The organism is Pantoea sp. S62 (assembly GCF_016658625.1).
GTDB lineage: Bacteria > Pseudomonadota > Gammaproteobacteria > Enterobacterales > Enterobacteriaceae > Pantoea > Pantoea vagans.
In genome coordinates this window covers 59935-84832 of record NZ_JACVVI010000008.1, presented here as the reverse complement: position 1 = coordinate 84832, position 24898 = coordinate 59935, and the positions used below count along the sequence as shown (strand labels likewise).

Below are 24898 nucleotides of genomic sequence, written 5' to 3'. Positions count from 1 at the left end.
GTCATGACTAAGGGGCGATGATTCGCCCCTTTTTTACGTCTGTGCATTGAGGGCGGTTCGATCAAAAGCTGGATTTCGCCAGACAGCCTGTAATAATGCGCGACGTGTCACACTATGCCGCGTAGGCAGCGCTGACACTCATTTAGTGACGCGATGACGTTAAGAGGAACGGGCGATGGAATATGAATTTTTACGCGATGTGACCGGACAGATTAAGGTTCGTATGTCGATGGATCATGAAGCGGTCGGCCACTGGTTCAACGAAGAGGTGAAAAACGATCCAGGATTGCTGGATGAAGTGGAAGCCGCAATCGAAGACGTCAAAGGCAGCGTGCGTCAGTGGCAGCGCATCGGCAGCGAGTACACCATCCTGCTGGATGAGGAAGAGGTAATGATTCGCGCCAATCTGCTGGCACTGGAAGATGACGGAATGGAAGAGGGGATGAACTACTACGACGAAGAGAGCCTCTCCTTCTGCGGCATTGAAGATTTTCAGCTGGTGATCGCCGCCTATCGCCAGTTTGTGAACCAGTACGGTAAACCCGTACGGTAATTTTTACGCTGATACAGGCCGGGCTACCCGAATCGCCCGGCCTGTTCATTAACTCAGCGACGCACCGCCGCACATCACCAGCTGCTGACCGGTGATTGTCGCGGCCGGAGGCGAAAGCAGGAACCCGACCAGTCCGGCGACTTCCTGCGGCTGAATATAGCGGCCTATCGGTGGCAAGCGCGGCGGGGAACTGGCCCGGCCCGGCTGTTGTAGCATCGGCGTTTCGGTGGCACCTGGCGCCACGATATTGGCTGTAATGCCGCGCGGTGCCAGCTCTGCCGCCCAGCTGCGCACCATGCCGATCATCGCCGATTTAGTGGCCACATACTGACTGCGGCACGCCGCACCGCCTGACGTGCGACTACCCAGCAGCACGATTCTGCCGCCCGCGTTCATCCGGGGCGCAAAATGGTTGGCCAGCTGTTCTGCGGCGGCAACATGCAGTTGCCACAGGCGTGTGCTGGCGTTCAGATCCAGCTCCCCGAGCGGCGCGGCCTGCATCATTCCCGCTGCATGGATCACCGCCTGCGGCACCGGCAGTTTGTCCAGTAAAGCCTGCAATGCCGCACTGTCGCTGATATCGATCTGATGGCTCTGCCAGCCCGCGTCTGACCGGTTTATCGCCGATCGGCTCAGGCCAATCACCTGCCAGCCCTCATCCAGCAGGCGATCCACAATCGCCTGACCGATGCCGGAACTTGCGCCGGTCACCAGCGCCATCTTTTCAATCACGCGTCACCTCCCTGCACCCAGGACTCCCCGACCCGCACATACTTGATCGCCTGGCGATACCAGGTGTAGGCGATATGCAGTTCGCCATTCACGCCCTGTTTGATGCTGGGATAAGAGAACTCACGGTTTAACTTCTGCTGAGAGTTATTGGTCATGCAGTAGCCGTCACCCTCGTCCAGATTGCGCTGCAGCGGCCAGCTTTTTCCGCCATCCGTTGAGATCGCCAGCGTCATTGGCGCACGTGGCGCGCCCCAGAAGGCGGTGCGCCCGCTGTGCACCACCGGCTCGGCGGCAACCGCAACGTCACCGTCTTCTTCATCATCTTCAATTTCGTCATACAGCGACAACCGGCGCTCGCTGGCCCCTTCGGCGCTCATTGCATTGAACACCAGCGCCAGATGACCGTTGCGCAGCGTCGTGACCTGAATGGAGGAGTTATTGTTGGGCAGCGACAGCGGTTCGGGCGCACTCCAGCTTTCACCCTGATCAAACGAGCGGCTCTGGTAGATATGGTCGGCCCAGCGACTGCGGTAAAGCGCCAGCAGCGAGCCATCATCCAGCAGGGTGACGTTCATGTGAACGCAGCCGGTGCTGTCAGGCACGCTGACGTCGCGCCAGCTCTGGCCTTTATCTTCTGAAATTTTTACCGCGCTGACGTCATAGCTGCCGACCCACTTTTCGCCGGGCTGCGTCAGGCAGTAGAACACCGGCAGCAGCCAGTTGCCGTTAGGCAGCACGACAATCGGCTGACGAATAAAGGTGCCGGGCTTATCCAGCAGGGTTTTGATCTCGCCCCAGCTTTTGCCCATATCGTGAGACTGGCGATAGCGCACGATCGCGGTGTCCTGATTGCCCGATTTCTGCGCTGTCCACAGCAGCCACAGCACCTGGTCCGGATCGAGAAACAGCACCGGATTCTGTTCTGAGCGACCCGGATCGTCAGAAAGCTTCTGCGCGTCACTCCAGTGATCGCTGCCTTTTGTCAGCCGGGAACACCAGACTGAGATATCGGCAATCCCTTCCTGCGTGCCACCAAACCAGACGCAAAGCAGATCGCCATCGGGCAGCGGCAGCAGGTTAGCCGCATGGTTTTGCGGGCAGGAGGAGGGCAGCATCGCAATCTGCTGGGCGCTATCCTGCGGGTGCGGCGCAACCAGGCCGGTGCGTTCTGCGGTGACGGTTTCCTGAGTCATATTAGGCTCCACTATTTTGTGCATTGTGTTGCGGTTGAGGCTGAGACTGGCGTGACGGGATACAGCGGTCAATCACCATAATGATGGCCGGCGTAATCAGCGCCACATACATATTGTCGATACCGAACGGATTACCCATCAGGAACCAGACGGACGTGACCACGCAGGCACCAATCAGACCGGCGTTGGCACCGCGCGTGCTCTTAAACCACGGCAGATAGAACGCCATGATCGCCACCACGGTGATCGACAGGCGAATCGCGCGGGTAAAGAACGAGAGCTTCAGCACTTCCGGGAAGAACAGGACAAACAGCAGCGGGAAGAAGCCGATGCCAATCGAGATCCAGCGCGTCACTTTAAATTCGCGCTCCGGCGTCGGATTACGATAAGGCACGTAAAAATCTTTCACCACCAGCGAGGCGATGGCCAGCGCAACGGTGCCGACGCTGACGAAAATCGAGGCCACCAGCGAGGTGGTGACGATACCCGCCAGCCACGGTGACATATCCTGCAGAAACACTGGCAGCGCATAGAGGCTCTTGATATCGGGATGCGCAAACTTCGCCGCCACGCCAATCAGCGCCATCGCCAGACCGATCGGCAGGCAGAAGATGAAGGCGACCCAGGTAGCGCGCTTCGCGGACTTCACATCTTTGGTGGAGGAGATCGCCTGGATCACAAACTGCGTACAGAAGATCGATCCCACGGTCCCGATCAGCCAGGCCACAATGGTACTGGCCCCGACGTGACCGTCCCACGTCCAGTAGAACGCCGGCATTTTCTCGATCATCGGGGCCACGCCGCCGGTCATCTTCAGTGCCACATAGAGAATAATCAGAATCCCGATGTACTTGATGGCGCTGTGCAGCAGCGTAACCCAGGCGACGCCTTTCATGCCGCCAAACGCAAAGTAGAAGGTACTGACCACCGCGGTGATAAAGGCCGCCTGCGTCAGGTCGATCTTCAGCACGGTGGAGATCGCCGCCGCACCGCTGATGTAGTTCCCGACGTTCACCAGCAGCAGCGCATAGATCATAATCAGCGAGATAATGTTCTTAGTCGAGCTGCCATATTTCTCGGCGATGGCACCGGAGATCGTGATTTTTCCGGTGTTGTAGATGCGTTTGACCAGAATCAGGCCAAACAGCGGGAACCCAATCGCCGCGCCAATCACCGACCAGGAGGCGGCGAAGCCATCCTCAAAGGCTGCCTGCGCCGTGCCAATGGTCGATTTTGCCCCGATATACTCTGACATCAGCATAATGCCAACGATAAAGGCGGGCATGGCGCGGGAGCCTTCCATGAAGTCGCCGCTGGTTTTACTGCGCAGCCGCCAGGTCAACCAGGTTGTGAACAGGATATAGGCGACCACCATGCCGACGATCAGTAAGGTGCTCTCAGTTGAAAATGCTTTCATCATGACCTCGATTGTTCTGGCAGATGGCGACCATCAGGTTCGTTCTCATCTGACCGATAGGGTACAAAGGCGATGGACGTTATTGCAGGTAGTGGTTCACGATTTGACGGATCTGCTGCTGCTCGTCGGCGCTGAACTGCACCGCATAGCGGCTTTCACCCACCTCAAAGCCCTGCAGGCTGACCGCTTTTTTCACGGCGGCCGGTGAGAAACCGATGCTGTACAGCGCGGTGCGCAGGCCGGTGACGTTCTCCTGTGCCTGATGCGAACCGGCAATGTCACCGGTACTGAAGCGCGCCCAGATGGCGTTAATCGCCTCCGGTGCCACGTTTGCCAGCCCGGAAATAGAGGCGGAGCAGCCATCAACGAATCCCTGATGAATCAGCGAGTCCGGGCCGTTCAGCACATCAAAGCCCTCACAGTCGGCGGTGGCCTGCAGAAATCCGCTCAGACTTTCATAGCTGCCTGCGGAGTCTTTAATGCCGATGATGTTCGGGTGCGCGGCCAGCGCACGAACGGTCTCCGGCTGCAGGGTATTGCCGGTACGCGCCGGAATGTTGTAGAGGAACAGCGGCACCGTCAGCGCGTCCGCTACGCGCTGATAGTGGTCGATCAGCTCCTGCTGTTTCAGCGGCACAAACCATGGGGTGATCGCCGAGACGGCATCCACACCCAGGCGGGCAATCTGTTTGCCGAGCCGGATCGTTTCACGGGTCGAAATCTCGCCGATGTGTGCCACCACAGGTGCCCGACCGTTGACTTCATCGACGCAGGTGGTGGTGACGGCAATCTTCTCCTGCTCGTTCAGCACAAAGAATTCGCCGTTGGTGCCGCCACAGAAGATTCCGTTACCGGCGTTGATCTGGCGTCTGACCTGCTCACGCTGTTTCATCGGATCAAAGGCACCTTCACGGTCAAAGGTGGTGACGATGGCGGTCAGTACGCCGTTGATTTTCTTATTCATGACAATCCTCATTACGCCTGGCAGGAAGGGAACAGCGTCAGGTAGACGGCGCGCACATCGTCGACGGTGACCGCCATCGGCACGTTTTTCATCAGGCGCTGCACGTCGAGTGCCGCTTCCACTAAATAAGGCAGGTGATCCGGGCCGATGCCCAGTGCTTCCAGGCTGGCAGGCAACTGCAGCCGCGCAACCAGCGCGGTGAAGTAGTCGACCAGCGCGTGTGATTTCTCTTCATCGCTTAAACGGACGTCGGCGTCGGGCAGCAGGTCATAGGCCTGAGCGAATTTGCTCACCGCGGCCGGACGGACAAAGCGCATGCAGGGGGCCAGCAGAATGGCGTTGGCAACGCCGTGTGGCAGGTGATATTTGCCGCCAAGCGGATAGGACATCGCATGCACCAGATGCGTCCCGGCATGGGCAATCGATGCGCCGCCATAATAAGAGGCCCAGAGCATCTCCAGCCGTGCCTGCAGATTCTCCGGCTCGCGCAGCGTGGTTTCGAGATTCGCGAACAGCTTTTTCATCCCAATCAGCGCATAGTTGTCGCTGACCGGGTTAGCCACGTTGGCGGTGAAGCACTCAATCAGGTGACACAGGGCATCAATGCCGGTAGACGAGGCGATGTGCGGCGGCATGCTGGTGGTGAGTTCCGGCACCAGCGCTACCACATCGGGCAGCATCACTGGTGAAATAATGCCGACTTTGGTCTCTTTCTCCGGGATCGCCAGAATCGCATTCGGCGTCGCTTCAGAACCGGTGCCAGCAGTGGTCGGGATGAGCATTGAACGGGTGCGACGCTGCGGTTTTTCGCCTGCCAGCAGGGCGTCCAGCGACGGTGCTCCGTCGATGCACAGCACCGAGAGCAGCTTCGCCACATCCAGTACGCTGCCACCGCCGATGCCAATCACCATGTCGGCCTGGCGCTGCGAGAGCGTTTCTATAATAGCGGCCACATCATGCTGGCTCGGCTCGGGCGGCACGCTGTTGACCACGCTGATACGCGGAATCTGATCCCGGAGTTGCCCCATCAGCGCCTGAACCGCCGGAATCGCTTCAATGTTCCGGTCTGTCACCACTATCGCTGTCGTTACGCCACTCAGCAGATAGCGCATGTCGTTTAACGCCTGATAACCGCTAATCACCGTGCTGTTAATATTCATTTCATACCCTTTTTTCTGTCATGACTGAGCAGATGATTAATTTTGCTCAGCGCAATGCGAAGTCAGTCACTCTCTGTGGCTAATTTTATAAGGCATATCGATTTCGATTAATTTGAACTTGCTCACATATAATCAATCATGATTGAATATAATCAAATGCAGCGGCAATAGCCTGACAGGAGTGAGGATGGGCTCATCAATATGGAAAACCCCGGTGCTGGTCATCGCCGATGACTTTACCGGTGCTAACGATGCAGGTAGTGGACTGGCACAGGCCGGTGCCCGTGTACATGTGCTGTTCGGCACCGCCGCGCCGCAGCCCGACGAGGCGGCGGATGTGCTGGTAATCAGTACTGACAGCCGGGCGGTCAGCATCAGTCAGGCGGCAGAGCACGTCACGCAGGTGGTACAGCATTACGCGGCACAGTTTCAGCAGGGCTGGCTGTTCAAAAAGATCGACTCCACGCTGCGTGGCAACGTCGGTGCTGAAACGGTGGCGGCACTGCGCGCCAGCGGCAAAAGGCTGGCGCTGGTGGCACCGGCCGTGCCGCGCCTGGGCCGCACCACACGTGAGGGCAGCGTGTGGGTGAATCAGCGGTTACTGACGGATACCGAATTTGCCAGCGATCCCAAAACCCCGATCCTCAGCGCCCGCATTCTCGATCAGATGCAGATCGACGGTATGGAGATCGATCTCGCCACGCTGCGCAGCGATCGGCTGGATGCCGTGCTGGCGGCTGCGCAGGGCGTGGTGGTGGTAGATGCCGAAACGGAGGCCGACCTGGCGCGACTCATTACCGCTGCGGCGCGGCTGGCAGAGAAGCCTCTGCTGGTCGGGGCCGCCGGATTAAGCGATGCGCTGGGTGCTGCGCTCTCAGTTCGTCCTTCTTGTCCTTCGCGGCCTGTGCTGGCGGTGGTGGGATCGATGAGTCGTCAGGCAGAGCAGCAGATCGCCACGCTGCTTAACCAGCAGGCAGTGGAAATCGTGGATGTTGATATTCGTCAGCTGTTTCAGCAGCCCGCCTGGTGTGGCCGGGATAGCTGGATTGAACAGGCGGCTGCCGCACTGCGTGCCGGTCGCCACACGGTGATCCGTACCTGCCAGCATGAATCCCAGCGACACGCGATCGAGGATCTCTGCCAGCAGCACAGCGTGACGCGCCAGCAGCTGGGTGAGGCGATCTGTCAGCTGCTGGGCGAAATGACCCTGAGTCTGTGCCGGGCACAGCTGCCGCATGCGCTCTATCTGTCGGGTGGCGACGTGGCGATAGCCGTTGCTCAGGCGCTGGGGGCCAGCGGCTTTAAAATTCAGGGTCTGGTGGCGGGCTGTGTGCCGCACGGGGTCCTGCTTAACAGTGAATTTACTCTGCCGGTGATGACCAAAGCGGGTGGCTTTGGTGATGAAAATACCCTGGTAGCAGCCATTGGTTTTATTGAGGAGAAGTCGAGTGAGTAAAATTATTGCGATCACCATGGGCGATCCGGCGGGCATCAGCCCGGAAATCATCATCAAAGCGCTCTCTGAAGGTGAGCTGAACGGCATTCCTGCCGTGGTGATTGGCTGTGCCAGTACGCTGCGCCGCATTATGGCGATGAACATCACCCCGCAGGCCGAGCTGCGGGTGCTGGATCGGGTACAGGATGCACGGTTTGCGCCCGGCATTATCAATGTGATCGATGAGCCGCTGGCCGATCCGGACGCGCTGAAACCTGGCGTGGTACAGAAAGAGGCCGGGGATCTGGCGTGGCGCTGCGTGAAGCGGGCCACCGAACTGGCGCTGGCCGGTGAGGTGCATGCCATTGCTACCGCGCCGCTGAATAAAGAGGCGATGCATGCGGCGGGCCATCTCTATCCGGGGCACACCGAACTGCTGGCGCACCTGACTGACACCAAAGATTACGCTATGGTGCTCTATACCGATAAGCTGAAAGTCATTCATGTCACAACCCATATTGCGCTGCGTAAGTTCCTCGACACGCTCAACCAGACACGCATTAAAACCGTGATTGGTATGGCGGACACCTTCCTGCGTCGTGTCGGCTACAGCGCCCCGCGTATCGCCGTCGCGGGTGTTAATCCGCACGCTGGTGAGAACGGGCTGTTTGGCGACGAGGAGATCACCACCGTTGCCCCCGCGATTGAGGCGATGAAAGCGCAGGGGATTGATGTCTCCGGGCCTTGCCCGCCGGACACGGTGTTTCTGCAGTGCCAGGATGGACGCTATGACATGGTGGTGGCGATGTACCATGATCAGGGGCACATCCCGCTTAAACTGCTGGGCTTCTATGATGGCGTGAACATTACCGCAGGCCTGCCGTTTATCCGCACCTCTGCTGACCACGGCACGGCATTTGATATCGCCTGGACAGGTAAAGCGAAGTCTGACAGCATGGCGATCTCGATTAAACTCGCGATGCAGCTCGCATAGGGAAATATGAAGGGACAGAGCCGTCTTGACCAGATTATGGATTACCTGAAAAGCCATAATCTGGTGACTGTTGAGCAACTGGTCAGTGCGATTTCCGCCTCACCCGCCACGATTCGACGTGATTTAATTAAGCTGGATAAAGAGGGCGTGATCAGCCGCAGTCATGGCGGCGTTACCCTGAATCGTTTTATTCCTGCCCAGCCGACCACGCTGGAAAAGATGCAGCGAAACCTGGCCGAGAAGCAGGCGATCGCCGCATGCGCCGCCAGTTTTGTCCGGGCGGGCGATGCGGTGGTGCTGGATGCAGGAACCACCATGCTGGAGCTGGCGCGACAGCTCACCCATCTGCCGCTGCGGGTCATTACGGCCGACCTGCACATTGCACTGTTTCTGTCTGAGTTTAAGCAGATCGAAGTGACGATTATTGGCGGCCGGATCGACGACTCCAGTCAGTCCTGTGTGGGTGAACATGGACGGCGGTTGCTGCGCAGCATCAATCCCGATATTGCGTTTGTCAGCTGTAACTCCTGGAGCCTTGAGCGCGGTATTACCACGCCGACTGAAGAGAAAGCGGGGCTGAAACATGACCTGCTGGCCAATGCGGCGCGTCGGGTTCTGCTGGCGGACAGCAGTAAATATGGCTCCTGGTCGCTGTTCTGCGCGTCACCGGTGGATGATCTGACCGATGTAGTGACCGACAGCCGGTTAGACGAGGATGTCTGCCGCACGCTGCGCGAGCGCGGTATTACGCTGGCGCTGACCTCTGCCTGAACTGAACGCGCCGTGCTTCTCTGACCTCATCGTAAAGCAGGGTGAGAGCAGCACTGCGCGTTTATCTTCTGCAGTCGCCGTTAACGCGCGTAGGCGTCATGCTCTTCGCGCGTCATTGCCGGCGCGTCTACCGTAACCCGCTCAAACCTCAGATTCGTTACGCCCGCTATTTTGCCAAACTCCTGCGCCTGCAGCGTAATATCGCTGAAACTCAGCTGTTCGATTGGGTTTTCCGGCGTGCCTTCAACAAAAAAGGCGCGGGAAAACGCCGCAGGCTGAGTCAGGCTGCTGCTGATATGACTGATACTGATATTCTCAACCCGCGTCAGGCCAGCATCACCCGTGACGCCTGATGCCAGCTTACGCCAGTGTGGCGGCTGTTTGGTGTCGGCGGGCTGTTCGCTGTAGCTGTACTGCGGGAACCAGTTCAGCTGCAGCATAAACGGATAACAGACATCCTCCATCTTCAGATGGCGAACCACGATGTTTTTGATCCAGCCGCCGCGATTCCGGGCGGACTTGATGCGAAAGCCGACGCCGGTTCCAGAAAAGCGGTTATGTTCGATGATGACGCTTTCAATACCGCCAGAGGTTTCGCTGCCCAGGGTAATGCCCGAACCTTTCAGCAGGGTGCAGTCGCGAATAATGATATCGCGTGCGGTTCTCCCGAGCTGCTGTGCTTCCGCGCCGCGACCCGATTTCACGCAGATATTGTCGTCATTGCAGGAGACCGTACAGCCCTCCACACGCACTAACTGGCTGGAATCAATATCAATTCCATCGGTGCTGGGGCCGGTGGCGTTCATGACACGTAGCCTCTGCAGATTCACCTGTTTCGAATAGCAGACGTGCAGGTTCCAGAAGCCGGAATCCTGTGAGGTGAAGTCCTTCAGCGTCACGCATTCGCTCTCGTAAACCACTACGTTACGTGGACGCCTGCAGTCGTAATCCACCACCCAGCGCAGGCCGCGACGGGTATAGTCCGCCAGCATCCCGCTGTTTTCGTCGTCGCCCCAGAATTTATGCCACCAGACGGCACCCTGTCCGTCGAGCGTGCCGCTGCCGCAGACGGTGACGTTGCGGCAGTGATTGATGTTAAGCATCGCCGCGGGCCAGACCATATCAATGCCCGCCACGCGCGTAGGGATGTCCGGGTAGTCCTCCAGCCGCTGGCTGCCGAGCAGTACGGCATCTTTCGCCAGCTCCAGCGTCATCTCACTTTTCAGAAACAGCGCGCCGGTCAGAAAGCGGCCCGCTGGGATCAGTACCGTGTCGCCTGCTGATGCGCTATCAATGGCGCGCTGTATCGCCTGAGTGGAAAGTGAGGTGGCGTCCGGGACGGCAGCGAAATCAATAATGTTAATTCTTGCCATTTTTTTGCCTGTAGTGGTTGAGAAATGAGCGTTCAGCGCTGAAAGTAGCACGCTCTGGCAGGCAAATTGTTGCTGGCGATCAGGGAATTACGGCGGTTGCCGTGATGAAAAGTCGGAGGGAGAGGCGGGAAGAGACGCGCAGGTTATGGGGTGTCACGCTGCGCGCCGGATCATCAGAGGGTCTTCAGGCCCACTGAGGGGATATTTCTGCCGTAGTAGATCTCACGCATCTCTTTCCACAGCAGGTCAGTAATACGCTTGTGCTCCTGCGGGCTGAGATCTTCCGGGCGGGTGTTAAACAGGTAGTGTTTCAGGTCGAACTCTTTCAGCAACATCTTGGTATGGAAGATGTTCTCCTGATAGACATTCACATCCACCATGTCATACATCGCTTTCATATCGTCAGACATGAAGTTCTGAATCGAATTGATCTCGTGATCGATAAAGTGCTTCATCCCTTTCACATCACGGGTAAAACCGCGCACCCGGTAATCGACGGTAACGATGTCTGATTCCAGCTGGTGGATCAGGTAGTTCAGCGCCTTGAGCGGTGAGATCACGCCGCAGGTTGAGACTTCTATGTCCGCACGGAAGGTGCAGAGCCCGCCTTCAGGATGGCTTTCCGGATAGGTGTGCACGCAGATATGGCTTTTATCCAGATGCGCCACCACCGAGTTGGGCAGCGGGCCAGGATGTTCGGAGTTATCGATATCTTTGGGATCGATCGGCTCTTCACTGACCAGAATCGTGACGCTGGCCCCCTGCGGTTCATAATCCTGGCGCGCAATATTAAGCACGTTAGCCCCGATAATAGAGCAGGTTTCGGTCAGGATTTCCGTCAGACGGTTGGCGTTATATTGTTCATCAATGTAGGCGATATAACCATCGCGTTCAGCTTCAGTATTCGCATAGCAGATATCGTAAATACAAAAACTCAGGCTTTTCGTCAGGTTGTTGAAGCCATGTAGTTTTAGCTTTTGCAATTTTGTTCACCCCCTTGAAAATGCCCTATCAGCACGCGGCCGATAGCGCATTTAACAGATATTGTGGCAGGGCAAAGCTGCCGGTATGGATCGCTGGTGTGTAGTAACGGCAGGTCAGGCCAGCAGCCCCGAAACGCGCCTGCAGGGTGGCGGTATCGAGCTGGCGCAGCGCCGGATTATCGCTCGCCCAGGCAAAAGTCATGATGCCGCCGTAATAGGTCGGAATCGCCGCCTGATAGAAACTGACATCCGCAAAGTAATGGCCCAGTTTGCGATGGCTGTTGATGGCCTCATCCTGCTGCAGGAAGCAGACGCCATTCTGCGCCACGAAGATGCCATTTTCATTAAGGGCCGCTTTGCAGCCGGCATAAAATTCGGAGGTAAACAGACTCTCGCCCGGACCAATCGGATCGGTGCAATCGGAGATGATGACATCGAATTTTTCCTGCGTCTGATTAACGAAGTTAACCCCGTCATCGATCACCAGCGTAAAGCGCGGATCGTCATAGGCGCCTGCGCTATGGTTCGGCAGATACTGGCGACAAAAGGTCACCACGCCTGCATCGATTTCCACCATGGTAATCTTTTCGATTTCCGGATGACGTGACACTTCACGCAGCATGGCGCCGTCACCACCGCCGATGATCAGGACGCTCTTCGCCGCGCCGTGCGCCAGCAGCGGAACGTGGGTCATCATTTCATGATAGATAAATTCGTCGCGTTCGGTGGTCTGCACCACGCCGTCCAGCGCCATTACGCGGCCCATCGCGGCATTTTCGAAAATGATTAAATCCTGATGCGCAGTCTTTTCACGGTACAGTTCTTTATCGACCGTGAAATACTGGCCAAAACCGGCATGAAGGGTTTCATACCACGTTTCATTATGGGCCATGGTGCTCTCCTCTGATGACATCGCCATGAAGATGGGCGGCACATGATAGCTAACACTGACCGTGGTTGCACGGTCAATGTCCGGCAGCAGAGGGCAGAGTAATTACCTGACGTAGGCCAGCAGGCTCAGTGAATCGCGGGCCAGTGACTTGCACTTTTTGTCGTTGGTGATGGCGATGCCACTGAGATCGCGATAGCTGTCTTCACCCAGCGCTTTCATGTTGTAGTTGCTGTAGTTGCTTAAATCCCAGCGGTTCTGCTGAGCAAAAAAGACCAGCGCTTTGCGAATCTGTGCGTCCGGTAAATCCTGATAGCCACAATCATTTTTCAGATAAACGAAAACCGCCGTGAGATCGGCCAGATCTTCCGCTTCGGATTCGCTCAGGGCAAAACTGGTGGAGGAGAAGCCAAGGAGTCCCGTCAGCAGCAGGATCCTGATACTTTGCTTCATAGTCGTTCTCTTCAATGGATATTACCCATGACGTTAGCACAGTTATTCTCAGGTTTTCGATTAATTTGGCGCTGTGAGCCGCTGCACCGCCTTTTTTCATCAGATTCTCACGGCTAACACTTGACCTTCCCATAAGGTCAGGGTTTAGGCTGTGCGCTCTGATGCCACAAGGATGATCACCATGCAACGTCGCCACTTCCTGAAACTCACCGCCGCACTGAGTGCAGCCGGAGCCTTACCGCTCTGGAGCCGTTCGCTGATGGCAGCCACCCGTCCGCTGCTGCCGATTCCGTCACTGCTGGAAGCGGATGCCAGGGGCAGCTACAGCCTTACCGCGATGCAGGGCACCACGCAGTGGAACGGCAAAGCCGTGCCGACCTGGGGCTATAACGGCAGCCTGCTGGGACCGGTGCTGAAGTTGCAGAGTGGCAAACCGGTGACGGTGAATATCCATAACCGGCTCAGCGAAGCGACTACCCTGCACTGGCACGGGCTGGAAATCCCCGGCGCGGTAGATGGCGGTCCGCAGGCCGTGATTGCGCCTGGTGCTTCGCGTCAGGTCTCTTTTACCCCTGACCAGCCCGCTGCCACCTGCTGGTATCATCCGCATCTGCATGGCAAAACCGGGCATCAGGTCGCACAGGGACTCGCGGGACTGATTCTGCTGGAAGATAAGGAGAGCGGCACGCTGCGCCTGCCCACGCAGTGGGGCGTGGATGATGTGCCACTGATTTTCCAGGATAAACAGCTGACCAAAGATGGGCGCCTTATCGATTATCAGCTCGACGTGATGCGCGCGGCCGTGGGCTGGTTTGGCGACATGATGCTGACCAACGGCGTGCAGTATCCGCAGCATGCGGTGCCGCGTGGCTGGCTGCGTCTGCGTCTGCTGAACGGCTGTAATGCCCGTTCGCTGCACGTTGCCGCCAGTGATAAACGTCCTCTTTATGTGATCGCCAGCGACGGTGGCCTGCTGGCTGAGCCGGTGAAGCTCGACGCACTGCCGATCCTGCCGGGCGAGCGTTTTGAGGTGATGATCGATACTTCTGACGGTAAAGCGTTTGATCTGGTGACGCTGCCGACGGATCAGATGGGCATGACGCTGCCGCCGTTTGACCAGCCGCTGCCGCTGGTACAGATCCTGCCGCTGCAGGTGATGGCCAGCGCCACGCTGCCGGATAAGCTGGCAACGCTGCCTGCGCTACCCGCCACCGACGGACTGACGACACGCTGGCTGCAGCTGATGATGGACCCGCAGCTGGACCAGCAGGGAATGCAGGCATTAATGCAGCGCTACGGCAAGAAAGCGATGGGCAAGGGCGGTCATCATTCGATGCCGGAGAAAACGGCTGACGAGCCGATGCCGCCAATGGAAAACATGGAAGGGATGGATCACAGCATGCACGGCATGGCGCAGCCCGCCGTTTACGATTTCCGTAACGGCAATAAGATTAACGGCCAGGCCTTTGATATGACGAAGCCGTCATTTGCGGTGAAGCTGGGTGATTATGAGAAGTGGACGATTTCAGGGGAAGGTGACGCTATGCTGCATCCGTTCCATATTCACGGCACCCAGTTCCGCATTCTCTCCGAGAACGGCAAACCGCCCGCCCCGCATCGGCAGGGCTGGAAAGATATGGTGAATGTCGACGGCTGGCGCAGTGAAGTGCTGGTGCGCTTCAACTATGTCGCCGCCGCCGAACACGCTTACATGGCCCACTGTCATCTGCTGGAGCATGAAGACACCGGCATGATGCTGGGCTTTACAGTGAGCTGATTACGCCTGATCGAGCGCCAGCCTGATGTCTTCAATCAGGTCACCGGCGTTCTCGATGCCAATCGACAGCCGCACCGTGGCGTCCGTGATACCAATACGCTGACGCACCGCCTGCGGCACGCCGGAGTGGGTGGTGCTGCCAGGATGGCTGGCCAGCGACTCGGTGCCGCCCAGGCTCACCGCCTGTTTAAACAGCGACAGCGCATTGAGAAAACGGAACGCAGCAGGCTGATCGCCGACGATATCAAACGAGAAGGTCGAACCTGCGCCGCTGCACTGTTCGCGATACGTTTTCCCTTCGGCGCTCTCCGCATCCAGATAGGGCAGCCAGTGCAGCTTCGCCACTTTCGGGTGATCGCGCAGAAACGCCGCGACCGCTTCTGCATTGTGAAAGGCTTTCTCCATCCGCAACGATAATGTTTCCAGTGAGCGGCTGAGCATCCAGCTTGAGTGCGGATCCAGCTGCGTACCGATGGCGCTGCGCAGGGCGCGTACTTTCGCCATCAGCGCCTTACTGCCCATCGCCGCGCCCGCAATCAGGTCAGAGTGACCGCCCACATATTTGGTCAGCGAGTAGAGCGAGAGATCCGCGCCCAGCGTCAGCGGCTGCTGGAACAGCGGGCCGAGCAGGGTGTTATCACAGGCGATAATTGGTCGTGAACCCTGCTGCTGGTCAATCTCATCGGCGATGCGCGCCATCAGGCGGATATTGACCAGGCTGTTGGTGGGATTTGCGGGTGTTTCAATCAGGATCACCGCCACCCGGCCCTGGGCCATCGCCTGCTGAGCGGCTTCACGCACTTTGACTTCATCATTCCCGTCGCTGAAATCCACCGCTTTAATATCCAGATTGTGCAGCGTTTTGCTGAGCAGCGTTTCGGTGCCGCCATACAGGGGCTGCGAGTGCAGGATCACCTCGCCCGGACGGGCAAACGTCAGCAGGGCCGTGGAGATGGCGGCCATACCGGAAGAGAAGAGCGAACAGCTCTCCGCCTGCTCATAAACCGCCAGCCGGTCTTCAACAATTTCGCTGTTAGGATGGTTAAAGCGGGAGTAGACCAGCCCACCCGATTTACCTTCCGGCGGCTCACGACGACCTGAGACATAATCAAAGAAGTCCCGTCCCTCTTCGGCGCTGTTAAAAACAAAGGTTGAAGTCAGAAACACCGGCGGCTTCACCGCACCTTCAGAGAGGCGGGGATCATAGCCATAGTTCAGCATCTGGGTTTCAGGGTGCAGCGGCCTGTCGCCGATATGCGTCTTTTTGCTTGATGATGAAGTCATTGTGATCTCCGGCCAGCGGCGCGAGTAGGGTAACGATCTGTTGGATAAAGGCTACCACGCAGCGAATCATGCTGGTAAATGCCAGAATGTTCTAAGGTAATGCGCATTTCAGCCAGCCGCTGGCAGCAGGGAATAATTTTCACGACGTAATCGTTTGCTCAGGAGCCGGCAGAGCCCTCATAGCTGCGTCTGTGGTAGACTTCGGGGCTTTTCTGACGTAACCGGGCTGAACGCAATGAAACACACTGTTGAAGTGATGATCCCTGAAGAGGCAATCGCCACGCGCATCGCTGAACTGGGCAAAGAGATTAACGAGCACTACCGCGACAGCGGCAGCGATATGGTGCTGGTGGGGCTGCTGCGCGGCTCATTCATGTTCATGGCTGATCTCTGTCGCGCCATTGATGTGCCGCATGAAGTCGACTTTATGACGGCGTCCAGTTACGGCAGCGGCATGTCCAGCACGCGTGATGTGAAAATCCTGAAAGATCTGGATGAAGACATTCGTGGCAAGGATGTGCTGATCGTCGAAGATATCATCGACTCCGGCAACACCCTGAGCAAAGTGCGTGAGATTCTGCAACTGCGTCAGCCAAAATCACTGGCGATCTGTACCCTGCTGGATAAGCCAGAGCGCCGTGAAGTTGAAGTCAATGTCGAGTATGTCGGCTTTGCCATTCCGGATGAGTTCGTGGTGGGCTTTGGTATCGACTACGCTCAGCACTATCGCCATCTGCCTTACATCGGCAAAGTGGTGCCGCTGGAATCCTGATACTGCTCTGACCGCACATTCTTCCAAGGCCTGCACCCGATGCCTGGTGTAGGCTATGTCGCGCTTTACGCCGCGATCGGCTCAGGCCTCGCCGTTCATCTGCAGATTAGCAATGCCATGACGGTAGCGCTGTTCAAGGATCTCCCGGCTGTTTGCCGTGACATCCAGGTTACGCAGACAGCCATCCTGAATGCCGTAAACCCAGCCGTGCAGGGAGACATCCTTGCCACGTTTCCAGGCTGACTGCAGGACGGTCGAGTGCCCCAGGTTATAGACTTGTTCAATAACGTTGATTTCGCACAGCTTGTCCAGGCGCTTATCCGGCGGGAGTTCCCCCAGCAACACGCTATGCTTGTACCAGAGGTCGCGGATGTGCAGCAGCCAGTTGTCGATTAACCCCAGCTCCGGGTTATCCATCGCCGCCTGCACGCCGCCGCAGCCGTAGTGGCCGCATACGATAACGTGTTCCACTTCCAGCACTTCGATAGCGTACTGCACCACGGACAGACAGTTCAGATCGGTGTGGATAACCAGATTGGCAACGTTGCGGTGAACGAAGAGCTCGCCCGGTTCCAGTCCGGTCAGGCGCTCGGCAGGGACTCGGCTGTCAGAGCAGCCAATCCACAGGAAGCGCGGTTTTTGTGCCTGGGCGAGCCGCTCAAAAAAGCTGGGATCTTCTTCAACCAGCAGTTTTGACCATTCGCGGTTGTTTCTGATCAGGGTATTGATGTCTGTCATGGCGTTGAGCGACCGGTTACTGCGCAAAGTGCGCGCGCGTACTATATGCCAGGGCCTGATAAATTTAAACGGCATTGCAATGCCATCAAAACAGGGTATGGATGCAGAATGACTTATGCACTGGAACTTTCCCGGCTGACCAAGACCTATCCCGGCGGCGTGCAGGCGCTGAAGGGCATCGATCTTAACGTTGAAGCGGGTGACTTTTATGCACTGCTGGGGCCAAACGGTGCCGGTAAATCGACCACCATCGGGATTATCAGTTCGCTGGTCAATAAATCCGAAGGTAGCGTGCGGGTGTTTGGCTACGATTTAGAAAAAGATGTGGTGAATGCCAAGCGCCAGCTCGGCCTGGTGCCGCAGGAGTTTAACTTCAACCCGTTTGAGACGGTGATGCAGATCGTCGTGAATCAGGCGGGTTACTACGGCGTTGAGCGTCGCGAAGCCAATGAGCGTGCGGAAAAATATCTGAAGCAGCTCGACCTGTGGGGAAAACGCACTGAGCGTGCGCGCATGCTCTCCGGCGGGATGAAGCGCCGTCTGATGATCGCCCGAGCACTGATGCACGAGCCAAAACTGCTGATTCTGGATGAGCCGACGGCTGGCGTGGATATCGAACTGCGTCGCTCAATGTGGGTGTTCCTGAAAGATCTCAATGCTAAAGGCACTACCATCATTCTCACCACCCACTATCTGGAAGAAGCTGAGATGCTGTGCCGTAACATCGGCATCATCCAGAGCGGTGAGTTGGTGGAAAACACCTCGATGAAAGAACTGCTGTCCAAGCTCAAATCGGAAACCTTTATCCTGGATCTGGCACCGCGCAGTCCGCTGCCGAAACTGGAGGGCTTCCAGTACCGGCTGACCGATACCTCAACGCTGGAAGTGGAAGTGCTGCGTGAGCAGGGCCTTAACAGCGTCTTCAGCCAGCTGAGTGCGCAGGGTGTGCAGGTGCTGAGTATGCGCAATAAAGCCAACCGTCTGGAAGAGCTGTTCGTTGGCCTGACGACGCAGGGAAAAACAGGAGCAAAAGCATGACACATTTGTACTGGGTGGCGCTGAAAAGCATCTGGGCCAAAGAAGTTAACCGTTTCGCCCGTATCTGGATCCAGACGCTGGTGCCGCCGGTCATCACCATGACGCTCTATTTCATCATCTTTGGCAACCTGATCGGGTCGCGCATTGGTGAGATGCACGGCTTCAGCTATATGCAGTTTATTGTGCCGGGATTGATCATGATGGCGGTGATCACCAACGCCTACGCCAACGTGGCATCATCGTTCTTCAGTGCCAAGTTCCAGCGCAACATTGAAGAGCTGCTCGTTGCACCCGTGCCGACCCACATTATCATTGCTGGCTATGTAGGCGGCGGTGTGGCGCGTGGCGTCTGCGTCGGCATTCTGGTGACGGCCATCTCGCTGTTCTTTGTGCCGTTTCATGTGCACTCCTGGTCGATGGTGGCGATCACGCTGCTGCTGACCGCGATTCTGTTTTCACTGGCCGGTCTGCTCAACGCCGTCTTTGCGCGCACCTTTGACGATATCAGCCTGATCCCGACCTTTGTGCTGACGCCACTGACCTATCTGGGCGGCGTATTCTATTCGCTGAGTCTGCTGCCGCCGATCTGGCAGGCTGTCTCTAAACTGAATCCAATCGTTTATATGATTAGCGGATTCCGTTATGGCTTCCTGGGTATTAATGATGTGCCGCTGGTCTTTACGCTCTCGGTACTGGTGGCCTTTATTCTGGTGTTCTACTGGCTGGTCTATGCGCTGATTCAGCGCGGACGCGGACTGCGCACCTGACAATACGTTGAATGGTAAGGGCCACGCTGCAATAAGGGCGTGGCTTTTTTTTGGGTGAGTGAAAAACAACCCGAACTACGGTTCTCCCTGGCCTTAAAAACGACGTTAACACCTGCCTGATGATTTCTTTTCTGTCTCTGAAGCCGCTCACGGCCTCGCTTTCATCCTTTTTCACAAAAAGTAACCCTAAGTATTATCTGATAATAATCAGTCATCTTTCGCTATCTTAATGATTCTTAACTGTTAAATATTTTTTAAGAATAGGCTTAAAGGCTGGCTGTTGTTTATTTGATTATGAATTATCAAAATACCGCCGGAATAAAGTTATTCCTCTGCTCAGGGATGAACGAGTGGGTTAAGAGTCTTCTCAATAAGCAAAATGGCATCTTAAACAGGGCCAGTTTTTAATCAAAGGCAGGAAAAGATGAATCGTATAACGTGGATCGATAATCTGCGGGGATTGAGTATTCTCGCAATTATTTTTTTGCATAGCACTATTGCCGTACATAATAATGCCGGACATTTTACCGCCTTCAGCAGCCTGTTAAATGAGATGCTGGCACCGGTAAGACTGGGGCTGATGTTCTTTGTTTCGGGGCTGTTTGTCGATGCCGGATTAAGAAAAGGCCTGGGTCCTTTTTTTAATAACAAAGTACGCAGTATTCTCTATCCGTTTGTGGTCTGGGTGGCGGTCTATGGCGGGTTAAAGATCCTGTTCAGCTCAATGGCAAATACGCCGCAGTCACCGATGAATATTATTCTCTCCCACCTGACCGGCGGCGGGGATATGACCTGGTTCCTGCACTCGCTATTTATCTTCTTTATCGTGATTATCTTTGCCCGCCACCTGCCATTCCTGCTGGTGTTTGCTATCTGTATGGCGCTGAGCTGGGCGCTGCCGGCCATCGATCCGGATGGCGTATTTGCCAGCTTCGACAATACGCACATCAACAAATCGCTTTATCTGTTTGTCTTTTTCTACCTGGGCGATTACGTGGTACGTAAGCAGGTGGATATCGCAGAGAAAGTACAGCATGGCCCGACGCTGTTAATCTCAGCGATCAGTTTTGTGCTGCTCTCCTGCCTGAATATCTTTATTCTGGAGCGTCATTCCCAGGCGTTATTATCACCGCTTGCACTCTTATCGGTGCCATTCTTTGTCTGGATTGCGCTGAAGCTGAAATCTGAGCTGGTCTACTACATTGGCGTCAATTCTATCGTCTTCTACCTGTCGCATTATCTGGCGATTCAGTTCTTCAGTAAGATTGTGAAGTTTGAAAGTCCGTCAGCCTGGGTGAATGACCTGAAATTCATTTCGGCGTTTCTGGTGGCGCTGGCGCTGCCATTGACAATATGTCTGATGAGAAAACGCGGCTGGTTTAATTTCCTCTTTACGATGAAAAAGTCATCGAAGCCGATGACAACCAAAGCGGTTTAATTGCAGAAGCAGAAACAAAAAGGGCCGCCCATGTTAATGGCGGCCCTTTTTTATCAGCTGATCGATTAATCAGGCAATTTGTACCGGCAATGCTTTCGCCAGACGCTTCATCTGGTTGTCACCTTCAAAATAGGCGACTTTAGGCTGCCACTGACGCGCGACGGCATCCTCTACCTGCACATAGGAGCAGATAATTAAAATATCGCCTTCGCAGGCGCAGCGGGCAGCCGCACCGTTGACCGAAATAATTTTCGAACCACGCTCAGCCGCGATAGCGTAGGTGGAAAAGCGCTGACCGTTAGTGACGTTATAAATATCGATCGCTTCATATTGCAGAATGCCGGAAGCATCCAGGAAATCCTGATCGATAGCGCAGGAGCCTTCATAATTGAGGTCCGCCTGCGTCACTTTTACGCGGTGCAATTTGCCTTGCAGAACTGTGCGAATCATAGCCAGAAACCTTATCAGAGAAATAAAATAACCTGCAGCGGGCGTACTTACAGCGTCAGGTCAACAGTTTGATTATCAATCAGTCGGGCTTTACCCAGCCAGGCGGCCATCAGCACCACCGCACGCTGGCTGTCCACCGTCAGCGGCTGCAGCGTTTCCGCATCACAGATTGCCAGGCCATCAGGACGCAATCCCTGTGCCAGCAGCGCCTCGCTGGCTGTCTCGATAATCTCTTCAATGTGACGCTCGCCGTTCTCAAGTCGCTGAGCCATCTGATGCATCACCTGGCTCAGCACCGGGGCCAGTTTGCGCTCATCGGATGTCAGGTAGCCGTTGCGTGAACTCAGTGCCAGGCCATCTTTCGCCCGCACGGTTGGCACGCCAACAATCTCAATGTCGAAGCCCATATCAGCCACCATCTTACGAATGATAGCCAGCTGCTGAAAATCCTTTTCACCGAAACAGGCAATATCGGGCTGCACCAGATTAAACAGTTTGCTGACGATGGTTGCCACGCCGCGAAAATGGCCTGGACGCGTTGCCCCTTCCAGCAGGGAAGAGAGCACCGGCACCTCAACAAAGGTCTGATTCTGCGCGCCTTGCGGATAGACTTCAGCCGGTGACGGGGCAAAGACCACGTCAACCTGATGGCGGTTCAGCTTTTCACAATCTTCCTGCAGCGTGCGCGGGTAGCGCGCTAAATCATCGGCGCGATCGAACTGCATCGGATTGACAAAGATCGAGACAATGACGATGTCGCCGCGCGCCCGGGCTTCATCCACCAGCGTCAGATGGCCTTCATGCAGGTTGCCCATGGTCGGCACCAGCGCAATGCGTTTACCCTGCTGGCGCCAGCGACGGACTTCCTGGCGCAGCATCAGCAGCGTTTCAATGATCAACACGGTGACTCTCCTGAATTACTGGAAACTGTGCTCTGCCGCCGGATAGGTTCCGGCCTCGACTTCGGCGATATAGTGGCGAATCGCCGCGCGAACGTCGCCGGTCTCCGCCAGGAAATTTTTGGCAAATTTGGGAATATGACCGCCGGTTACGCCCAGCGCGTCATGCATCACCAGAATCTGACCATCGGTCACGTTACCGGCACCGATGCCGATCACCGGGATGGTAAGCGCCCCGGTGATCCGCTGCGCCAGCGACACCGGCACGCACTCCAGCACCATCAGCTGTGCGCCTGCCGCTTCCAGCGCCAGGGCATCGGCCAGCAGCTGATCGGCACCGGCCTCATCACGGCCCTGCACTTTATAGCCGCCAAAAATATCCACCGACTGCGGGGTCAGCCCAAGATGACCGCACACCGGCACGGCGCGTTCGGTCAGCATCTGTACGGTCTCTGCCAGCCAGCTGCCGCCTTCCAGTTTCACCATATTGGCACCGGCACGCATCAGCTGTGCGGCACTCTCAAAGGTCTGCTCTGGTGTGGCATAACTCATAAAGGGCAGGTCGGCGAGCAGCAGGGCCTGGGGCGCACCACGGCGCACGGCGGCGGTGTGATAGGCGATGTCGCTGACCGTAACCGGCAGGGTGGAGTCGTGCCCCTGCACCGTCATCCCTAAGGAATCACCAACCAGCAGCACCTGAATGCCTTCATCGGCAAACAGGCGGGCAAAACTGAAATCGTAGGCGGTCAGCGTCGCGAATTTTTTACCGCTGGCTTTCGCCTGACGCAGATGTGAAATCGTGGTGGGTTTCATGGCGCTCTCAACTCAGGAATTCTGATGGGCGCAGTTTACTGGATAGCGTGAAAGAGCGGAATCAGAGATGTGCGTTTGTCTGATCAGTCGTGCCACAGCACGATGTTGCTGCTGCCGAGGGTGGCCAGAACGGTGCTGAGTGCGCGGCCATCGGGCAGGCGGGCATCGGGCGCAATCGCCAGCAGGGGCACCAGCATAAAGGCGCGATTCAGCAGGTCGTAGTGCGGCACAATCAGCCGCTCAGTGTTAATAACTGCGTCGCCAAACAGCATGAGATCGATATCCAGCGTGCGCGGTCCCCAGCGTTCTTCCTTGCGTATCCGGCCATGATCCCGCTCAATCTGCTGGGTATGGTCAAGCAGGGCTTCAGCGCTGAGATCGGTTTCCAGCGCCACGGCGGCATTGAGAAAATCGGGCTGATCGGGCGGGCCATAAGGCGGCGTGCGATAGAACGGCGAGGTCGCGATGCGTTGCGTCTGCGGCAACGCATCCAGTGCTGTCAGCGCTGCATCAACCTGATGCAGCGGATCGGCCAGATTACTGCCTAACGCGAGGTAAACCCGTGTCATGACACGTTTTGATTGTCACGACGTGGCGCGGAAGAGCGGCGGCGCGGACGGCGCGATTTATTGCGCGGCACCGGATCGTCACCCAGATTATTCAGCATGTTTTTCTGATGCGGCGGCGCAGCGACCTGGAATTCACCCCACCACTGGCTCAGACGCAGCAGTTCCGGGTTGTTTTCCACTTCCGCGCGCAGCGCCAGCAGATCGTATGCGGCGCGGAATTTCGGATGCTCCATCAGTTTCCAGGCGCGTTTACCGTGACGGCGTGACATGCGTAACTGCAGCAACCAGATATCGCGGATCAGCGAGGTAATACGTTTTGGAATCGCCAGCGCACGGCAGGCTTCGTCCAGCGTATCGTTCATCGCCATCGCAAAGGCTTCGAAGTAGGTCAGGCCACTCTCCTGTGCAATGCGTTCGGCCGCCTCAAGCTGCGGATACCAGAACATCGCTGCAAACAGGAACGCCGGATTCACGCGCATGTCGTTATGAATGCGGTTGTCGGTGTTTTTCAGCACCTGTGCCAGCATCCGCTCCATGTGGCTGTCACTGTTTTCCGTGAAGTTGCGCGCCAGCGTCGGGAACAGCGGCTGGAACAGCTGATATTCACACAGCTTCAGATACGTGCTGTAGCCATAACCCGCCTGCAACAGCTTCAGGGACTCTTCAAACAGGCGCGCAGGCGGGATATCACGCAGCAGCGAGGCCAGACGGGGAATCGGCTCGGCGGTTTCCGGCGCAATGCTCATATTGAGCTTGGCGGCAAAGCGCGCGACGCGCAGCATGCGCACCGGATCTTCGCGGTAGCGGGTTTCCGGATCGCCAATCAGGCGAATGATGCCCTGTTCGAGATCGCTGATGCCGCCAACATAGTCGCGTACGCTGAAATCAGCCACGCTGTAGTAGAGGCTGTTGATGGTGAGATCGCGACGCTGGGCATCATCTTCGATAGAGCCGAAGATATTGTCGCGCAGCAGCATGCCGCTCTGGGCGCGCTGCGAACTGTTGCGATCTTCCGCAATCTCTTCAACCTGATGATGACCACGGAAGGTGGCGACTTCGATCACTTCCGGGCCAAACATCACGTGTGCCAGCCGGAAACGGCGACCGACCAGGCGACAGTTGCGGAACAGCTTGCGCATCTGCTCAGGCGTGGCGTTAGTGGTCACGTCGAAATCTTTGGGTTTTTGCCCCAGTAGCAAATCGCGCACGCCACCGCCTACCAGATAGGCTTCATAACCGGCTTTGTTCAGGCGATAGAGCACTTTGAGGGCATTTTCGCTGATGTCTTTACGTGAGATGGTATGGCTTTCACGAGGGATGATGGTCATCAGACGCTCTGGTTCAACCTCTGCTGGGGCTTCCTCTTCATCACGCTTCAGGACTTTCCGGCAAAAATTAGCTACTCGGGTAAAAATGGGACACCTCGACAGTGGCAA

General features: G+C 56.7%; 25 protein-coding genes. 9 read left to right on the top strand and 16 right to left on the bottom strand.

The window, feature by feature from the left end:
* Positions 1–175 precede the first annotated feature (175 nt).
* Positions 176–553, top strand: a complete 378-nt coding sequence (gene yacL / locus IBT54_RS13380) for a protein YacL (RefSeq protein WP_013356797.1) — start codon at positions 176–178, stop codon at positions 551–553.
* A 48-nt stretch (positions 554–601) separates the two neighbouring features.
* On the opposite strand, the gene IBT54_RS13375 is transcribed toward yacL, so the two are convergent.
* The 5 genes from IBT54_RS13375 to IBT54_RS13355 all read right to left on the bottom strand — a co-directional run bounded on the left by IBT54_RS13375 (position 602) and on the right by IBT54_RS13355 (position 6019).
* The gene (locus IBT54_RS13375; RefSeq protein WP_201252316.1) at positions 602–1273 is read right to left on the bottom strand and encodes an SDR family NAD(P)-dependent oxidoreductase; all 672 of its coding nucleotides are present in this window, start codon (positions 1271–1273) and stop codon (positions 602–604) included.
* Positions 1274–1281: 8 nt separating this feature from the next.
* Positions 1282–2478: an exo-alpha-sialidase gene (locus tag IBT54_RS13370; protein ID WP_201252285.1), complete on the bottom strand. Its 1197-nt coding sequence runs from the start codon at positions 2476–2478 to the stop codon at positions 1282–1284.
* A gap of 1 nt (position 2479) precedes the next feature.
* Positions 2480–3895: a sodium:solute symporter family protein gene (locus IBT54_RS13365; protein ID WP_013356800.1), complete on the bottom strand. Its 1416-nt coding sequence runs from the start codon at positions 3893–3895 to the stop codon at positions 2480–2482.
* Positions 3896–3974: 79 nt separating this feature from the next.
* Positions 3975–4859: a dihydrodipicolinate synthase family protein gene (locus IBT54_RS13360; RefSeq protein ID WP_201252284.1), complete on the bottom strand. Its 885-nt coding sequence runs from the start codon at positions 4857–4859 to the stop codon at positions 3975–3977.
* 11 nt (positions 4860–4870) lie between these two features.
* Complete coding sequence (locus tag IBT54_RS13355; protein WP_201252283.1) at positions 4871–6019, bottom strand: iron-containing alcohol dehydrogenase; 1149 nt, start codon at positions 6017–6019, stop codon at positions 4871–4873.
* 187 nt (positions 6020–6206) lie between these two features.
* On the opposite strand from IBT54_RS13355, the gene IBT54_RS13350 reads away from it, so the two are divergent.
* Genes IBT54_RS13350 through IBT54_RS13340 form a run of 3 tightly spaced genes read left to right on the top strand, consistent with a single transcriptional unit; the run spans position 6207 to position 9219 of the window.
* The gene (locus IBT54_RS13350) at positions 6207–7475 is read left to right on the top strand and encodes a four-carbon acid sugar kinase family protein (protein ID WP_008925601.1); all 1269 of its coding nucleotides are present in this window, start codon (positions 6207–6209) and stop codon (positions 7473–7475) included.
* Complete coding sequence (locus IBT54_RS13345; protein WP_003854687.1) at positions 7468–8448, top strand: D-threonate 4-phosphate dehydrogenase; 981 nt, start codon at positions 7468–7470, stop codon at positions 8446–8448. The genes IBT54_RS13350 and IBT54_RS13345 overlap by 8 nt, the downstream gene beginning before the upstream one ends.
* A 6-nt stretch (positions 8449–8454) precedes the next feature.
* The gene (locus IBT54_RS13340; RefSeq protein ID WP_003854682.1) at positions 8455–9219 is read left to right on the top strand and encodes a DeoR/GlpR family DNA-binding transcription regulator; all 765 of its coding nucleotides are present in this window, start codon (positions 8455–8457) and stop codon (positions 9217–9219) included.
* Positions 9220–9299: 80 nt separating this feature from the next.
* On the opposite strand, the gene IBT54_RS13335 is transcribed toward IBT54_RS13340, so the two are convergent.
* From IBT54_RS13335 to IBT54_RS13320, 4 genes are all read right to left on the bottom strand, one after another.
* Complete coding sequence (locus tag IBT54_RS13335) at positions 9300–10592, bottom strand: glycoside hydrolase family 28 protein (protein WP_201252282.1); 1293 nt, start codon at positions 10590–10592, stop codon at positions 9300–9302.
* Between the two features lie 173 nt (positions 10593–10765).
* Positions 10766–11575 carry an adenosylmethionine decarboxylase gene (speD, locus tag IBT54_RS13330; protein WP_003854677.1) on the bottom strand — a complete coding sequence of 270 codons (810 nt, stop codon included), beginning with the start codon at positions 11573–11575 and terminating at the stop codon, positions 10766–10768.
* 28 nt (positions 11576–11603) lie between these two features.
* Positions 11604–12467, bottom strand: coding sequence for a polyamine aminopropyltransferase (gene speE, locus IBT54_RS13325; protein WP_201252281.1), 864 nt, complete (start codon positions 12465–12467; stop codon positions 11604–11606).
* Positions 12468–12569: 102 nt separating this feature from the next.
* Positions 12570–12917 carry a YacC family pilotin-like protein gene (locus tag IBT54_RS13320; RefSeq protein WP_003854673.1) on the bottom strand — a complete coding sequence of 116 codons (348 nt, stop codon included), beginning with the start codon at positions 12915–12917 and terminating at the stop codon, positions 12570–12572.
* A gap of 181 nt (positions 12918–13098) precedes the next feature.
* On the opposite strand from IBT54_RS13320, the gene cueO reads away from it, so the two are divergent.
* Entirely contained in the window at positions 13099–14694 is a 1596-nt protein-coding gene (cueO, locus tag IBT54_RS13315) for a multicopper oxidase CueO (RefSeq protein ID WP_095706182.1), read from the top strand.
* On the opposite strand, the gene IBT54_RS13310 is transcribed toward cueO, so the two are convergent.
* Positions 14695–15978: a cystathionine gamma-synthase family protein gene (locus IBT54_RS13310; RefSeq protein ID WP_201252280.1), complete on the bottom strand. Its 1284-nt coding sequence runs from the start codon at positions 15976–15978 to the stop codon at positions 14695–14697. It lies immediately after the preceding gene.
* 235 nt (positions 15979–16213) lie between these two features.
* Here IBT54_RS13310 and hpt point away from each other — a divergent pair, with 235 nt between their 5' ends.
* Positions 16214–16750 carry a hypoxanthine phosphoribosyltransferase gene (gene hpt, locus IBT54_RS13305; RefSeq protein ID WP_013356810.1) on the top strand — a complete coding sequence of 179 codons (537 nt, stop codon included), beginning with the start codon at positions 16214–16216 and terminating at the stop codon, positions 16748–16750.
* Positions 16751–16831: 81 nt separating this feature from the next.
* Here hpt and can read toward each other — a convergent pair whose 3' ends face one another.
* Positions 16832–17488 (bottom strand): carbonate dehydratase, encoded by a 657-nt coding sequence (can, locus tag IBT54_RS13300; protein ID WP_033784496.1) that lies wholly within the window; start codon positions 17486–17488, stop codon positions 16832–16834.
* Positions 17489–17596: 108 nt separating this feature from the next.
* On the opposite strand from can, the gene IBT54_RS13295 reads away from it, so the two are divergent.
* The 3 genes from IBT54_RS13295 to IBT54_RS13285 all read left to right on the top strand — a co-directional run bounded on the left by IBT54_RS13295 (position 17597) and on the right by IBT54_RS13285 (position 20731).
* Entirely contained in the window at positions 17597–18526 is a 930-nt protein-coding gene (locus IBT54_RS13295) for an ABC transporter ATP-binding protein (RefSeq protein ID WP_033781901.1), read from the top strand.
* Positions 18523–19293, top strand: coding sequence for an ABC transporter permease (locus IBT54_RS13290; RefSeq protein WP_013356813.1), 771 nt, complete (start codon positions 18523–18525; stop codon positions 19291–19293). The genes IBT54_RS13295 and IBT54_RS13290 overlap by 4 nt, the downstream gene beginning before the upstream one ends.
* 424 nt (positions 19294–19717) lie before the next feature.
* On the top strand, positions 19718–20731 hold the full coding sequence (locus tag IBT54_RS13285; protein WP_013356814.1) for an acyltransferase family protein: 1014 nt from the start codon (positions 19718–19720) through the stop codon (positions 20729–20731).
* Between the two features lie 69 nt (positions 20732–20800).
* Here IBT54_RS13285 and panD read toward each other — a convergent pair whose 3' ends face one another.
* From panD to pcnB, 5 genes are all read right to left on the bottom strand, one after another.
* A complete protein-coding gene (gene panD, locus IBT54_RS13280; RefSeq protein WP_013356815.1) occupies positions 20801–21181 on the bottom strand; it encodes an aspartate 1-decarboxylase in 381 nt (126 codons plus the stop codon).
* A gap of 47 nt (positions 21182–21228) precedes the next feature.
* Positions 21229–22083: a pantoate--beta-alanine ligase gene (gene panC / locus IBT54_RS13275; RefSeq protein WP_013356816.1), complete on the bottom strand. Its 855-nt coding sequence runs from the start codon at positions 22081–22083 to the stop codon at positions 21229–21231.
* 15 nt (positions 22084–22098) lie between these two features.
* Positions 22099–22893: a 3-methyl-2-oxobutanoate hydroxymethyltransferase gene (gene panB / locus IBT54_RS13270; RefSeq protein ID WP_201252279.1), complete on the bottom strand. Its 795-nt coding sequence runs from the start codon at positions 22891–22893 to the stop codon at positions 22099–22101.
* Positions 22894–22976: 83 nt separating this feature from the next.
* Entirely contained in the window at positions 22977–23462 is a 486-nt protein-coding gene (folK, locus tag IBT54_RS13265) for a 2-amino-4-hydroxy-6-hydroxymethyldihydropteridine diphosphokinase (protein ID WP_013356818.1), read from the bottom strand.
* Complete coding sequence (gene pcnB / locus IBT54_RS13260; RefSeq protein ID WP_218832235.1) at positions 23459–24877, bottom strand: polynucleotide adenylyltransferase PcnB; 1419 nt, start codon at positions 24875–24877, stop codon at positions 23459–23461. The genes folK and pcnB overlap by 4 nt, the downstream gene beginning before the upstream one ends.
* Between the last annotated feature and the right edge of the window lie 21 nt (positions 24878–24898).